General features: G+C 58.9%; 13 protein-coding genes. 8 read left to right on the plus strand and 5 right to left on the minus strand.

Annotated elements, in window-relative coordinates; genetic code table 11:
• Positions 1 to 194: 194 nt before the first annotated feature.
• The 3 genes from NA78x_RS00960 to NA78x_RS00970 all read left to right on the plus strand — a co-directional run bounded on the left by NA78x_RS00960 (position 195) and on the right by NA78x_RS00970 (position 2,561).
• On the plus strand, positions 195 to 1,316 hold the full coding sequence (locus tag NA78x_RS00960) for an AIR synthase related protein (protein WP_425616544.1): 1,122 nt from the start codon (positions 195 to 197) through the stop codon (positions 1,314 to 1,316).
• Positions 1,317 to 1,371: 55 nt separating this feature from the next.
• Complete coding sequence (locus NA78x_RS00965) at positions 1,372 to 2,103, plus strand: class I SAM-dependent methyltransferase (protein WP_425616545.1); 732 nt, start codon at positions 1,372 to 1,374, stop codon at positions 2,101 to 2,103.
• A 107-nt stretch (positions 2,104 to 2,210) separates the two neighbouring features.
• A complete protein-coding gene (locus tag NA78x_RS00970) occupies positions 2,211 to 2,561 on the plus strand; it encodes a hypothetical protein (protein ID WP_425616546.1) in 351 nt (116 codons plus the stop codon).
• Between the two features lie 6 nt (positions 2,562 to 2,567).
• Here the strand turns inward: NA78x_RS00970 and NA78x_RS00975 are convergent, their stop codons facing one another.
• Positions 2,568 to 3,425, minus strand: a complete 858-nt coding sequence (locus NA78x_RS00975) for a tetratricopeptide repeat protein (RefSeq protein ID WP_425616547.1) — start codon at positions 3,423 to 3,425, stop codon at positions 2,568 to 2,570.
• Between the two features lie 154 nt (positions 3,426 to 3,579).
• Between NA78x_RS00975 and NA78x_RS00980 the strand changes: the two genes are divergently transcribed.
• A complete protein-coding gene (locus NA78x_RS00980) occupies positions 3,580 to 4,335 on the plus strand; it encodes a hypothetical protein (RefSeq protein ID WP_425616548.1) in 756 nt (251 codons plus the stop codon).
• 132 nt (positions 4,336 to 4,467) lie between these two features.
• Entirely contained in the window at positions 4,468 to 5,502 is a 1,035-nt protein-coding gene (locus tag NA78x_RS00985) for a DUF3500 domain-containing protein (protein WP_425616549.1), read from the plus strand.
• Between the two features lie 21 nt (positions 5,503 to 5,523).
• Here the strand turns inward: NA78x_RS00985 and NA78x_RS00990 are convergent, their stop codons facing one another.
• On the minus strand, positions 5,524 to 6,426 hold the full coding sequence (locus tag NA78x_RS00990; protein WP_425616550.1) for an aldo/keto reductase: 903 nt from the start codon (positions 6,424 to 6,426) through the stop codon (positions 5,524 to 5,526).
• Between the two features lie 107 nt (positions 6,427 to 6,533).
• Between NA78x_RS00990 and NA78x_RS00995 the strand changes: the two genes are divergently transcribed.
• Genes NA78x_RS00995 through NA78x_RS01005 form a run of 3 tightly spaced genes read left to right on the plus strand, consistent with a single transcriptional unit; the run spans position 6,534 to position 9,122 of the window.
• A complete protein-coding gene (locus tag NA78x_RS00995) occupies positions 6,534 to 7,478 on the plus strand; it encodes an SMP-30/gluconolactonase/LRE family protein (RefSeq protein ID WP_425616551.1) in 945 nt (314 codons plus the stop codon).
• A gap of 36 nt (positions 7,479 to 7,514) precedes the next feature.
• Entirely contained in the window at positions 7,515 to 8,195 is a 681-nt protein-coding gene (locus NA78x_RS01000) for a LamG domain-containing protein (RefSeq protein ID WP_425616552.1), read from the plus strand.
• Positions 8,196 to 8,252: 57 nt separating this feature from the next.
• On the plus strand, positions 8,253 to 9,122 hold the full coding sequence (locus NA78x_RS01005) for an alpha/beta hydrolase (protein ID WP_425616553.1): 870 nt from the start codon (positions 8,253 to 8,255) through the stop codon (positions 9,120 to 9,122).
• A gap of 19 nt (positions 9,123 to 9,141) precedes the next feature.
• On the opposite strand, the gene NA78x_RS01010 is transcribed toward NA78x_RS01005, so the two are convergent.
• From NA78x_RS01010 to NA78x_RS01020, 3 genes are all read right to left on the minus strand, one after another.
• Complete coding sequence (locus NA78x_RS01010; RefSeq protein ID WP_425616554.1) at positions 9,142 to 10,491, minus strand: DUF1501 domain-containing protein; 1,350 nt, start codon at positions 10,489 to 10,491, stop codon at positions 9,142 to 9,144.
• Positions 10,492 to 10,543: 52 nt separating this feature from the next.
• Positions 10,544 to 12,997 carry a DUF1553 domain-containing protein gene (locus NA78x_RS01015; RefSeq protein WP_425616555.1) on the minus strand — a complete coding sequence of 818 codons (2,454 nt, stop codon included), beginning with the start codon at positions 12,995 to 12,997 and terminating at the stop codon, positions 10,544 to 10,546.
• Between the two features lie 723 nt (positions 12,998 to 13,720).
• Positions 13,721 to 14,887, minus strand: coding sequence for an ABC transporter permease (locus tag NA78x_RS01020; protein WP_425616556.1), 1,167 nt, complete (start codon positions 14,885 to 14,887; stop codon positions 13,721 to 13,723).
• Between the last annotated feature and the right edge of the window lie 6 nt (positions 14,888 to 14,893).

Consider the following 14,893-nt stretch of genomic DNA (forward strand, 5'->3'; position numbering starts at 1 on the left):
CCAACTGGCGTAGAGAATCAGCTAGCAGCGATCTCCACGCTTGAGGTATCAACAATTACCAGAGAAGCGGCCGGGTCTTACACGGGTCTTACAGAGAATTCTTGACTCCAGCAGAATCGCGGCAAAGCTGAGCTGGGGAGTCTGCTCCTCTCCCCCTCTCCCACGCTTCGCCGCACTGCTAGAATCAGCCGGCTATGAAGCCTCTCGATTACCACACCGCGGGCGTCAACTACGACGTCTTGGACGAGTTCAAACGCCACTGCCAGCGAGCAGCCGCGACCACCACCGGTCTGCTGGCCCGGCACGGCATCACCGAGCCTGCGGGTATTCGCGGCGAGAGCGCGTACCTGCTCGAAACACCCGACGAGTACCTGGCTCACGTCGAAGAGGGGCTGGGGACAAAAAACCTCGTTGCCGATGCTCTCATCAAGCTGACCGGCGAAAGTCACTATCACGCGATTGGCGTCGATACGGTCGCCTCCATCGTCAACGACCTGATCACCGTCGGCGCGCTGCCGATTTCGATAGCCATGCATGCCGCGGTGGGCAATGCGAACTGGTTCGAAGAGACTTCGCGGGCTCGTGACTTGGCGGAAGGCTTTGCCGAAGGTTGCCGGCAATCGGGCGCGGTCTGGGGCGGTGGTGAAACACCAGCGCTGAAGAACTTGGTCTGCGACGATACGATCGTGCTCGCTGGTTCGGCTCTCGGGCGAATCAAACCGAAGGATCTGCGAATCACCGGCCAGCTGCAAGCCGGCGATGCGATGGTCTTTCTGGCCAGCAGCGGCATTCATGCCAACGGTCTCACGCTGTGCCGCGATCTGGCCGGTCGCTTGCCGCAGGGGTATCTCACACCGGTCACTGCGGAGCAAAACTTCGCGCAGGCACTGCTTGCACCCACAGCCATCTATGTGCCGTTCATTCAGGCCTGTCAGGATGCGGGCATCAAGCTCAAGTATGCTGTGAACCTTACCGGCCATGGCTGGCGGAAGTTGATGCGGCTCGATGAACCTTGGATTTATCGCTGCACCAAGCTCGGCCCGCAGCTGCCGATTTTCGACTTCATCAAACAGCACGCCGGCATGGACGATAGCGGTATGTATGGCACCTTCAACATGGGCGTCGGCTTTGCGGTCTATGTGTCGATGGTGGAAGCCCTCAACTGCCTCGAGATCGCTCGCCAGCTGAACATGCAGGCTTGGATCGGCGGCGTGATCGAACAAGGAAAGACCTCCGCCGGCGAACCTCGCCGCGCCGTCGAGATCGAGCCGCTGAACATTGCCTTCGAAGGGGACACGCTGAAGATTCGCGGTTAAGATATAGCGAGAGTCGCAACATCTTCCGGCTCAGAGACAACCAGCGGAGTCTGTCATGCGTTTCGCGTTCGCGCTTTTGCTCTTGGCAATTTGCTCTCCCTTTCTTGCCGCCCAGGAAGAGGAATCGCTGGAAGCGCGTAACTTCAAGCAGCCCCCGGCGCTGAAGGAATACAAAGGGAGGATGATCGCCCAGACGATGCACTACGCCGGTGCTCCTTGGCTGGTGCGAGACAATCGCGAACAAGAAGAACGCTGCTCGCTGATGCTCACCAACCTGGGTGTGAAGCGAGGAATGAACATCTGCGACATGGGCTGCGGCAACGGCTTCTATACGTTGCAGCTGGCCAAGATGGTCGGCGACAAAGGCCACCTGTACGCAGTCGACATTCAGCCCGAGATGCTCAAGCTGCTCAACCAACGGGCTGACAAACAAGGCGTGAAGAACTTCTCGCCGATCCTTGGCACGTTCACCAACCCGCGCTTGCCGCAAGGCAAAATCGACCTCATTCTGCTCGTCGACGTCTATCACGAGTTCTCGCATCCCGAGCAGATGCTCGCCGCGATGCGCGATTCGCTCTCACCCGAGGGGCTGATCGCCCTCGTCGAATATCGGGCCGAAGATCCCGAAGTGCCGATCAAACCCGAACACAAGATGACCAAAGCTCAGATCATGAAGGAGCTTCCCGCCAACGGCTTCAAACTGGCCAAAGAGTTCGACGGCCTCCCCTGGCAACACCTGATGTTCTTCGGCCGCGACGAAGCGTGGAAAGCTCCGGCGAAAGAGTAGCGCTCTCCCTTCTTCACTCCCTCGCCTCGGTACTCCGGGGAGAGGGTCGGGGTGAGGGGTCTGTGCAGCGAGCAACGTCAGCCTCTGCCTTTCATCGGATCTCTACCATGACTTCTCCCCTCGTCATTTATGTCGACGTTGACGACACGCTCATCCGCACCGCTGGATCGAAGCGAATCCCAGTCAGCGGCGTGCGCGAGCATATTCGTGCGCTGGCAGCAGAGGGTGCGCAACTTTACTGCTGGAGTTCTGGCGGCGCCGACTATGCAAGCGAAGTTGCCAGCGAACTGGGCATCGAAGATTGCTTCGTCGCGTTCCTACCGAAGCCACACGTGATGATCGACGATCAGCCTGTGCCGCAGTGGCGCAGGCTGGTTCAGGTACATCCCGGTCGCTGCAGTTCGCTCACCATCGAGCGATACCGACGCGCAGTCACTGGCGAGGAACCGTTGGCATAAAACCCACTACGGTTTCGCTGCCTTCAACTCCGCCAGTTGCTTCTCGATATCCTTCCGTTGCAAATCGCTGGTAGCGAGTCCGAGTGCTGCTTCGAACTGCGTGATAGCTTCCTTGGGCTCGCCCGACTTGAGAAACACATTGCCGAGCCCTTGTCGCCAATAGAAGGCCAGAATCGACGTCCGCTCTTCGGGGCCTTTCGCCAGCGATTGCCGGGCGGCAGCGAGCGCCTTGGCGTTATCTCCCGCCTCGACCCACGCGGCGGCTGCATCCTTCCAACTCCAGGCCGCGGTGCGTGGAGCAGCAGCGGCCTCTTTTTCGAGCTTCTCGGCCAGCTTGGTTGCCAACTTGCGATCGAGCTCTTTGAGTCGCCGCTCGAACTCGGGCGTGCTGGGATCTTCTTTCTTTTGACGCATAAAGATGGCGGTGAGAATCCCGAGCGCCGCAGGATCGAACGGCTCGTCTCGAAGTTTGGCTTCGTACCGTTCGATGGCCCAGTCCGATTTGCCCCGTTGATGCAAGAATACTGCCAGATCACGGCCGGCGAACGAGCGGGTCAAACGCGACTCGGCATGTCGCAGCACAAACTCTTGCGCCTCGAGCATCTTGTCGACTTCCGGCAGTAGCCGATACGCGGGAACGAGCGCCTGGTAGGCCTTCAGTTTGTCTTCGTCATTCTTGGCCAGCTTCACGGCCGCTTCTAAGGGCTCTTGGGCTTCCGCGTATTTCTTCTCACGCAGCTGTTTGCTCGCCGCTCGCATCGCGTCGTCAAACGACTTGAAATCCTCCGCTGGCAGTGAACTTGGCCTGGCCAAGTTACTGCCAAGCACGCAAGCGAACATCAGCAACGCCGGGAGAAGACGCATTGGCTGTCTCGTAATAAGAATGAAGGAGTGACGCCCAATTCTTACTGCCACCAGCGGTCCGAAGCAACATTTTCACGAAGGGATGTTACAAAGAGAGACTATGATGGACCGTCCTCGCTGAGCCGGAAGCACTAGCGCCCGGAGAGTGTGCGGCATGAGTTCAAAGTTTCACGTCGAAGGTTCAAGGTTCGAAATGCAGTGGAATTGCGGTTTTCTGTCGCTGGTCGTTTGCCTGGTCGCTCTGGCCCTGCCCGGCTGTTCGTCCAACGGATCCAAGCCTGAAGCGAGCGCTCCGCCGGAGTTGACTTGGGACGAGCAAGTCGTCGCGGTAAAGGCCGGCACGACCGATCGCCTCGAAATCACAGAGGCGACCATCGACGACACGCAGCTGCAGCAACTGGCAGAGCTATCGTCACTACGCGAACTATTGCTCGACAAGAGCAATGTCACCGACGCAGGAGTTGCCCACCTGACGAAGCTCGGCAAACTGGAGCACTTGAAACTGCGCGGGGCGCGCATCACCGACGCCGGCTTTCAACAGCTGTGCACGATCGAGTCGCTGCAACGACTGAACCTGCCCCAGGCTGATCTGACCGATGCGGGACTGGCTGCGATTACCAACTTGAAGCAGCTCGAACTGTTGCGGCTGGGCAGTCCCAAGGTGACCGACGCCGGCGTGGCTCACATTGCCCAGGCCCAGACCATCCGCTGGTTGCACCTGATCGATATCCCGCTGGGTGATGCTTCGCTCAAGTCAATCGCCGAGCTTCCGCACCTGGAATCGCTCTATCTCGATGGTGCCAAGATGAGCGACGCCGCCTACGACGAGTTCTTTAAAGCCAAACCCAAGTTGCATGTACACATCGACCAGAAGCATCACGATCGCGACCCGCATGGCCACTCGCACTAGCTTGTAAGACGAAGCCGTGCTTCGTCCCCTAAACACCAAAGTGCGAAACGGCTCTTTTCCTGTCCGGCGAGATTCACCGCAGCCAGTCGCGCAAGTATATTGAGGCCTTCCCTCTCACGGAGATTTACTGCGATGAAGCGAGTTGTTCTTACCTTGTGCCTGCTGGTTGCCTTGGGCGCTGTCGCCTTTGGTGCTTACTTTCGCGTGGGCGGAGCCGGTGGTGCGATGATCACCACGGCCGAGAAATTCCTGGGTACCCTTGATGCCGAACAAAAGGCCAAGGCCGTCATGAGCTACGACGCGCCGGAGCGACTCGATTGGCACTTCATTCCCAAGCCAACTCGCAAAGGTTTGCAGATCAAGGAAATGAGCGAATCACAACGCAAAGCAGCGCACGCGCTGCTGCAAAGCGCGCTCAGCGAAATCGGCTACGGCAAAGCGACCAAGATCATGGCCCTCGAGGGCGTGCTGAAGGAACTCGAGAAGAGCAAGAAGGGTGGCAACATCCGCGACACCGAGCGTTACTACTTCACGATCTTCGGCGAACCGAGCGACACCAGCAAATGGGGGCTGAGCGTCGAAGGGCATCATACGTCGATGAACTTCGTGGTCGATAAGGGCCGCGTCGTCTCTTCGACCCCCATCATGTTCGGCAGCAACCCGGCCGTGATGAAGGAAGAAGTCGCCGGCATCGCGAAGGGAACTCGGGTGCTCGCCGCCGAAGAAGAACTCGCCTTCGAACTGCTGTCGTCCCTTTCGGCCGAGCAGCGCAAAGAAGCCGTAATTGCCGAAAAGGCGATCGAAGAAGTGCGTAACGCCGGCAAACCTCAGCCGATGGTTGACGAGGCGGTTGGGATCGCGGTCGGCAAGCTGAACGACGCCCAGAAGAAGACGATCTATCGCCTGATCGAAGCGTATGCCAAGAATGTGCCCGACGAAGTGGCCAAAGAACGTCTGACCGACATCGAGAAGAGCGGCTTCGACAAGGTGAAGTTCGCTTGGGCCGGCGCCGATAAGCCTGGCATCGGTCACTACTATCGCATTCAAGGCGATTCTTTCATCATCGAATTCGTGAACACCCAGCCCGATGCTGCGGGCAACATTGCCAACCACATTCACTGCTTCTGGCGCGATGTGCGCGGCGACTTTGCGATTCCGCTGAAGTAGTCCAAGCAGCTTGACCACAACTCACACGATCTTACTCAGGGCGCGATTCACTCGCTCCCGAATCGTTTCTTGCAGATCGCTGGGCAATGGTCCACGCTCGGCAGCAGCCAGGTTTTCTGCCAAGTGCTGCGGGTTGCAGGTTCCCACGATGGCGGTGTGGCAATGCGGATGCCCCAACGTGTAGCGCAGAATCAGTTCAGCTCGGCTCATCTCGGGTGGCAAGACTTCATCGAGCGCCGCGCGCGTCCAAACTTCGTCGAGTGCCGGGCGCTTGATCTCGGCATCGGGTCCACCCTGGGCGATGCCTCCCCGCAGGATGATCCCCGTGCCCGTTTCCGCGGCCTGCGAGATCAAGTCGTGATGTTGCGGCGCGAGGCACGAATAGGGAACTTGAAAAGTATCGAATACGCCGAGCGCAATCAGGCCGGGTAAGTTTGGGAGCGAACTCGACGCGCCGATGAAGCGCACCTTGCCAGCCCGCCGAAAGCTTTGCAGCAAGTCGATCAGGCCGGCTCGCTGTAGCGACTCTGCATCGCCGCCATGAAACTGCAGCACATCGAGATAATCGGTCCGCAATCTCTGTAGGCTGGTTTCCAGATTTCGCTGGATCACGGGCGCTTCCCAAACGTGATCGATTTCCAAGTGATCGTCGTGCTGCGTGTAGACACAGCCACACTTGGTCGCGAGCAGAAACTCAGCGCGGCGAGCACCCAAGTACTTGCCGATCCGCTCTTCGCTCAGGCCATAGTCGGGGGCCGTATCGATGAAGTTGATGCCGCTATCGAGCACCTGGTGCAGCATCGCTTCGGCCGCTGCTTCGCTCACCACGCGCACGCCCCAGGTCTTCGGCCCCCGCAGTCCCATGCTGCCATAGCCGAGCGAAGTTACTTGTAATCCGGTCCGGCCGAGAGTGTGCTTGATCATGCCTTCATCATACCCATGGGGGACGCAATGTGCGGATTGCGCTCTGTAAGGCACCCGCGTGGCGACCTACAATCGGGCCTGCCACTCAAACTCCCAGGAGCCAACCCATGCTGAAAACTTTTTGTCTGGCGGGCGGCCTGCTGCTCGCCTTGCTCGGTTTTGTTGTCAGTTCCCCTGCCGCAGATTCGCTCGTCGCGCCCGGTGAGAAGGTGACCAAGCTCGCGGGTGACATGAAGTTCACTGAAGGGCCCGCTTGGATTCCCGCGAAGAAGACGCTCGTCTTCTCCGACATTCCCAACAGCAAGCTGATGCAGTGGAACGAGAAAGACGGCCTTTCGGTGTTTCGCGTTAGCGAGCAATCGAACGGCAACATTCTCGATCTCGAGGGTCGCTTGGTCTCTTGCCAACACGCGGGACGCAATCTCGTGCGCACCGAAGCCGATGGCACCCTCAAGGTGCTGGCCGATAAGTACGATGGCCAGCGGTTCAACTCGCCCAACGATGTGGCCGTTCGCTCCGATGGCTCGCTGTGGTTCACCGATCCCGCTTGGGGATTGACCGGCAAAGGCGAGATTCCCGGTCACTGGGTCTTTCGGCTCGATCCGGCCACAGGCAAGGTCGAACCGGTGGTGAAGGACCTGCCGATGCCCAACGGCATCAACTTTTCGCCTGATGAAAGCCGCCTCTACATTGCCGATACCGGCGGTCATCCCAAACATCCCGATCCAGAGTTTCACAAAAAGTCCGCCGGCATTCGTTGCTACGAAGTGAGCAAGAACGGCGAACTCGGCAAACTGCTGTTCACGATCGAACATGGCAGCGATGGTATGGCCGTCGATGTGAAGGGGAATCTGTATACCACGCACGGTGGCAAGATCCACGTGCACGACGCCGACGGCAAACTGCTCGAAGCGATCGACGTGCCAGAAGGTCCTGCCAATTGCACCTTCGGCGGCGAAGACATGAAAACCTTGTTCATCACCGCCAAGACCTCGCTTTATAGCGTGCGGATGAAGATCGCCGGTGCAAAACCGGTCGGCGCGAAGTGGTAAGCATCTCCTGAAGTGAGTTCTTTCCCGAGGTCCATCATGCGCACGCTGTTCATCGTCCAAGCGTTGCTGGTAGTTGCACTTTGCCACACAAGTCTCGTGGGGGCAGAGCCAGCGACGACGAGCAAAAAGGTCACAGTTTGGGAGATCGACAATCTGAAATTGATCGGCGGCCACAAGGTCACGGTCGTTGGTGAACCGCGTGTCATTGATGTCGGCGGAGGGAAGGCCATTGAGTTCGACGGTAAAGACGACGGCCTGTTCGTCGCCGCGAATCCGCTGGCGGGGCTCGAGCAGTTCACCGCGGAGGTTGTCTTTCGTCCAGCTGCGGGCGGTCCCAAGGAGCAGCGGTTCTTGCACTTCCAGCCCGATAGTGTGGAAGATCGCGGGCTCTTCGAAACTCGTCTCACGACGGATGGTCAGTGGTTTCTCGACACCTACCTGCAAACGAGCGGGGGCAAGCTGACCCTGTACGCCGACAAGTTTTTGCATCCGCTCGATGCTTGGTACGCCGCGGCAATGGTGGTCGATGGCACGACCATGAAACACTACGTGAACGGCCAGCAGGAACTGAGTGCGGACCTGAAACTCGTGCCACTCGCCGCGGGCCAGACTTCGATTGGCGTTCGCTTCAACCAGGTTCATTGGTTCGCCGGTGCCATTCGCCAGATTCGCATTTCGCCAGCCGTCCTCAAACCCGCCGAGTTGCTCAAGCCCTGATGCCGTCGACTCAGTAATCCCCTCGCTCTTCCCGCCCCTGCTTGGAGTTTCCCGCCCATGAAAACGCTGCTGATTTGCCTGCTGCTCGCTTCTGTGGCCCAAGCCCAGACTCTCAAAAGCAACATCCCCTACGCGAGCCCGGCCCACGAGCGCCAGGTTCTCGATATCCACTCGCCGGCCGAAGCCAAGAACCTGCCCGTGGTGTTTTGGATTCATGGTGGTGGCTGGCAAGTGGGCGATAAGTCGGACGTGCAGATCAAGCCGCGCGTGTTTACCGAGAAGGGCTTTGTGTTTGTTGCGACGAACTATCGCTTGCTGCCGCACGTGGACATGAAAGTGCTGACGGAAGATGTCGCCAAGTCGCTGGGCTGGGTTCACAAGCACATTGCCGAGTACGGTGGCGACCCCGTGCGAATCTTCGTCATGGGACATTCGGCCGGCGCTCAACTGGCTGCTTTGATTTGCATCGACGACCGCTATCTTAAAGCCGAAGGCGTTCCGCTGCGGGCCCTCAAGGGGTGCGTGCCGGTGGACGGCGATACCTACGACATACCGGCCATGATTACGACGGCCGAGATTCGCCAGGCAGTGCACGGCTTCCCACTGCCGGAGTTTGGTCATCGGATGAAGTTTGGCAACGATCCCAAAAAGCACGTCGATTTTTCGGCAGTGACTCACGTTGCCAAGAACAAGGGCATTCCGCCGTTCTTGATCCTACATGTCGCGGGTCACCCCGACGTCACCGCGCAGGCCCGGCGACTCGGCGTGGTGCTGGAGAAGGCCGAGATTCCCGTGACCGTGTTTGGCGACAAGGAATCGACTCACAACAAGCTCAACGCCGACTTAGGTTTGCCCGACGACGCGGCCACCAAGGAGCTCTTCAAGTTCCTCGCCCCGCTCGCGGCGGAAAAGCGCGCGGGGTCTTAGAGCCGCCGCGCTGCTTGAATTACAGCAGCGAGCGGATGATCTTGCCATCGTTGACGATCTTGATCGGGCGTCCTTCGGCAGTGAGAAACTCTTGCTGCGGATCGATGCCGAGCAGGTGCGTCATCGTGGCGAAGAGATCTTCGGGGCCATGAGGCTGGTCGGTCGGCCGCTCGGCACGCTCATCGCTGGTGCCGATGACGCGGCCACCCTTCACGCCACCACCGCCAAGCATCACGGTGAAGCTAGGCCCCCAGTGATCGCGACCGGCGTTCTTATTGATGCGTGGTGTGCGACCGAACTCACCCGTAACGACAACGAGTGTCTTTTCGAGCATCCCCCGATCGCTCAAATCGCGAAAGAGCGTGGAGATGGCCGGGTCCATCAGCGGCAGCAAGTCACGCTTGAGGGTGGCGAAATTGCCGTCGTGTGTGTCCCAGTTGCTGTGCTCGATCGTTACGCAGCGTACGCCCGCGCCAACCAAACGACGGGCCATCAAGCACGATTGTCCGAGCGTGTTGCGGCCGTACTCGTCGCGCAGCTTGTCGTTCTCGGCATGCAGATTGAACGCCTGCTTCGCTTCCGGCGAGACGATCAAATCAAAGGCCTTCTGGCGAAAGACATCAACGGTCTTCGCCCGGCTGTTGGCTTCGAGTTCAGTCGTGCGTTGAAACTTGTCGACCTTGGCGAGGAGCGCCTGACGCGAATTCAGTCGATCGGCCGAAAGCGTGAGGGGCGGGGCCAAATCGGGGACCGAAAAGTCTGGCGCAGCAGGATCGGCATCGACGGAGAGTGGAGCGCATGTCGCTCCCAGATAAGAAGCACCCGCGCTGTTGTGTGTCTGCGGCAAGCAGACGTACGTTGGCACGGGGCTCGCTGCGCGGGCGGAGCCATTTTGCGGGCCGAGCTTCTTGGCGATGATCGAACCGAGCGAGGGGCGCTGATTATTGGGGGACAGACTCGGGTTGAAACCAGCCTGGGGAAAATAGCCGGTGAGCATGTAGTGGTCAGCAGGTCCGTGGTCGCTGTTCTTGTGACCAAAGCCGCGTAGCAGGGCAATCTTGTCCATCTGCTGGGCCATCTTCGGCAACAGATCACAAATCTGCACACCGGGAACATTGGTGCTGGCGGGGCTGAAGTCGCCGCGAAACTCAGCCGGCGCACTCGGCTTCATATCGACCGTGTCGATGGTGCTGAGCCCGCCCTTCAGGAACACATAGATCACACTCAGCCCGCGATCGTTGGCCGCCGCGCCGATGTTCTCGGCCCGTAGCATGTTCTCCAGCGACAGTCCGCTGCCAAACAGGCCGGTGAGCCCGACCTTGAGCAGATCGCGCCGCTGTAGTCCATCACAGAATTTGCGGTTGGTCATATGGGGCTCGTTTCTGGTGTGTGATTCCGACCGGCGGTACTCGCGGGAAGTGCTAATGATTGAACACAAACTCTAGCGAGTTCAGCATTGTCCAGGCCAAGTCTTCGGCTGCAGTCCGCCGCGCGGCGGGGCCTGCTTTGCCGGCGGTTTGCAGATAGGCGACAGCGGTTTTCGTCTCGTCCGCCGTAGGTTGGCGAGAGAAGATCGTCAGGTAAAGTTCTTCCGTCAGGTTCTGGTCACTCGATTGCTCTTTCACGAGACGAGCAACAGCGCCACCCTCGTGCGAAAGCTTTTCTTGAACTCGCTGAGAGTTAAGTAGATGGAGTACCTGCGCGACGCTCGGTTCGCTGACTCGTTCGCAGTCGCAAGCTGTCACGCGAACGGGCCGGCCGAACAGCTTGAGAAAGTAGTGATCGACCTGACTATCCCAGAGTTCGATCGCGCGGGTATTGGCCTGCGCACCTTCGTATCGCTCGGGCACTCCCGTCGCCTGGCAGAGCGCGTCGAGCAGCACTTCGGCATCCAGTCGCTTGAGCAGAGCGCGCGAGTAGTTTTGTTCGTCGCGGGCGTTGGTGGGATTCGTCGTGGTCGATTGCTGATAAGTCCGCGAAAGAGCGATCGTTTTCAGCAAAGACTTGAGATCGTACTTCGACTCAATCAAATGCTGCGCGAGGCCCGTAAGCAATTCCGGATTGCTCGGCGGGTTTGTCGCGCGCACATCATCGACAGGCTCGACCAGTCCGCGGCCGAGCATGTGGGCCCACACACGGTTGGCGATGTTCTTGGTGAAGAATGGATTGCTCGGGGACGTCATCCAGGCAGCCAGTTCCGCGCGGCGATCGCCGGCGACGTTCTTCTCCGGCATTTGCTCGCCCAACGGATGGGCAGTGATCACGGCGCTCGTGCGGGGATGCTTCGAAACGGGATCGCCGGTCGCGACGAGCACTTCGCCAAACGGCGTCGTCTTCCGTTGCAACTGCGTGAAGTAGGCGGTCATGCCGACGTAGTCAGTCTGGCTCCAGCGATCGTACGGATGATGATGGCACTGGGCACATTCAATTCGCACGCCCAAAAAGACCTGCGAAACGGCACTCGCCGCCGGTCCAGGCTGCGGCACGGCTTTGAACAGATAGCCTTGCGGGTTCTCGCTCAGCGGACCTTCAGCCGTCACCACCGCGCGGGCGAATTGATCGAGCGGCATGTTCAGTGCAAGAGAAGTGCGAATCCAACGATACTGCTCGTAGGCCGCTTTGTGACCGAGCGCCAGGCGATCGACTCGCAACAGGTCCGACCACTTGAGTGCCCAGTAAGCGGCGAACTCGGGCCGCTGCAGCAGCGCGTCGACCAGCAAATCTCGCCGGTTACTGCGCGAGTCGTTCAGGAACCTGCGAGTCTCTTCGGCGGTCGGCAACGTGCCGATCAGATCGAGTTGCACACGCCGCAGAAAGTCGGCATCGGTGCAGATCTCTGCGGGCACGATGTTCAGTTGTTGCAGTCGGCGATAGACGTGGCCGTCGATAAAATTATGCCCGGCAATCTGCGGATAGTCAGGCACTGCTTCCGGTCGCGGGACAATCACGTGCAGCACGTCGACCTGCCCCATAAAGCTGGCCATGATCGCCACCACGCCCGGATTCTGCCCGGCTGTTACCAGCCCTTCTTCGGTGACCGAAGCGAGCACATCGTGATTCGATTGAAACCGCGCGAGCCGCGTGACATCGACTTTCTGGCCATCGCTCATTTCGGCAACGACGCGCAGCTGTTGCGTTTGACCAAGTGTTAGTTGCCGCTCGTGTGGCATAAGCTCGATTTTCTTTACCGTGGGATCGGCGGCTGAACCCTGCGGCAAGCCTTCAGCAATCCAGCGACGCAGCGTTTCGTACTCGGGCCGATCGGGCGTGATCCGCACGCCGCCACCGTGCGGAGCGCCGCCACTCGCCTTGCGTAGCAGCAAGCTCCGCTCGGGAGCGGCGGGAAACACGCGTCTGCCGCGCGACTCTTGCGTCAGCGCGCGATAGTCGGCCGGTGGATCAAACCCAAACACCGACAGCTTAAAGCCATTCTGCCCTTCCGCTTTGCCGTGACAGCCTGACGCGTTGCAAGCGAACTTGCCAAGAATCGGCACGATGTCGTTTTCGAAGTTCAATGCACGATGTTCATCGGCGTTGCTGACCGTCACCGAGACTTCGGTTTTGATCTCGCCGGCCGAGATCTCAATCGTCGTTTGGCCATTCCCTTTCGCCGTAACAATGCCACCGGCACTTACCTCGGCAATCTGGGGATCGCGCGATCGATAGCTGGCTGTGTGCGTCACATCGAGAGACTGCTTATTACCTGGCTCACCACTTACCAGCAGTTGCCACGTGGCACTCGCACCGACGAGCGAAACCTGCGCAGGATCGACCTGGATCGTGCTGACGACCGGCGTTGGTTCCGCCGCTGTAGCAACGACAAGCCCGCTGAGCAGCATGCTCGCAGCCGATAGAATCGCGGCAGCTAGTCGCATCCGGGTGCCTCAAGGGAGGAGGTTAAGGCGGGCAGGAATGGTGGGACGCACTGACCTCGCTTCATCCTTGCGGATCGCCGCCAGCACGCATCAACCAATCCTAATCGACCGCAGACGCTCGAAGCAAGCTGAATGACGAGCCGGCCGTGAGCTAGGAAGCCGGTCGCCTTTCCATTCCTCGGTGCTCTCTGATAACCATTTTTGATAACCTTTTCGTCAATTTTTTCGTGATAACCATTTTCCCGAACCCGTTGTCCTTCAACGTGTTGCAGTAAATACTATCGGTTTTTTGACGATTTACTGATAACCAATTGTTATCTTTGCCCATCTTCGCACTCTTGCCTCGGCAGTTGGGGGAAAGGATTGAGATGAGGGGCTGAACTGACAACCGCTGACCACTCCTCGCTAACCACAATTTGGTCTCCGACCTCCCGTAGCCCGCTGCGTCTGCGCGAGCAACCGGACCCGCTCCTCGTGAACGCGCAGCAGAACCCTGGGACGGTTCAACACCAGGCGCGGCCCATCTCAGTCGATGAAACGAAATTCTGTCTCGTTCACACGTCACAGCGTTTGGCTGTGCCAAACGGCGGCCACCCTGGCGGGCGTATTGCTTACTAGGCAGTCGCCAACACGGCAGTTTGACTTGCGCACGAAACCAACTGAAATCTGCTCGACGCGTGATTCTTTGTCAAACGCCAAACAGGACAAAATTCAGTGCTGACACTATGTTTCGCGCAGGGCGTTCACAATGTTCAGTCGCACGGCTCGCACGGCGGGCAGAATGCCGCCAAAGATTCCCATCAGCGCGGCCATCAGCACCCCGCGCAGCAGCACCCATGGCCCAAAGCGAAACGAGAAGTTCATCTCGCTAAAGGTTGCCATGTTCGCTGTTCCCGTCGTAATTCCATTGAAGGGAAGTGTGGCCAGACAGCCGAGAAGCCCGCCCAACACACAGATCAGCACGGACTCAAGTAGAAACGAAATGAGAATCGCACTGCGATGAAATCCCATCGCTCGCAAGGTGCCGATCTCGCGACTCCGGCCAGCCACGGCGGCGAACATCGTGTTGGCGGCCGCGAACATCGCGCCAAACGTGAGGAACACGGTGATCAGCAGCACCACGAATTTGAACAGCACTGCCGCCTGCAACTGTTCCGCAAAGAAGGATTCTTCGTCGACGGCCTTCAGATTAAAACGCTCATCCTCACTGATTGACTTGATCAGCTTGTCACGCATTTCTTTGTCGGTGGCTCGCATGCACATTGATGAAATTCCTTCATCGGCGCGACGCGCGCTGGAGAGGTCGCGAATATCGGTCCAGACTTCGGACTCGGCCGAGCTGCCTCCAGCTTCGAAAAAGCCAACGACTTGAAAGTCGGACTTATTAATCTTGAACTTTTCGCCGATGGCGAGACCTTCAAACCTTTGACCCATGCTGCGACTAGTGATGATTTCGTTCAAGCCAGGTTTCAAATCGCGGCCCGCGACGATTTGAAAATCGGGGCGCAGCTCGCGGCTGATTGCCTCGACTCCGCGGACGATCACATTGGTCTTGCCGCCATTGCCGCGCCGCGACTTGTTTAAAATAGTCACCAGTTCTGCCGCAGCGAGCGGCTTGTTTTCTGCGTTTCGCGCCACGCCGACCAGCGTCGCCAATTCGCCAGCTGTTGCTTCCGCGATCGTGCTGGAGGTTTCCGAATCGGCCCCTTTGCGCAGGATGACCAGGTCGAGCGGTTGACCGCTGATGCGCAGCGCGTACTCAATGCCATCGTTCAAACCGAACACGAGAACCATCGCCCACACGACCATGCCGATGGCGAACGCAGTGGTAATCGTGGTCATCCAGCGGACGCGCAGGTTTCGCAAGTTGTACTTAAGCGGAATGAGCATCTTCGT

The sequence above is a fragment of the Anatilimnocola aquadivae genome (assembly GCF_049819085.1).
In the GTDB taxonomy this organism is placed as follows: Bacteria; Planctomycetota; Planctomycetia; order Pirellulales; family Pirellulaceae; genus Anatilimnocola.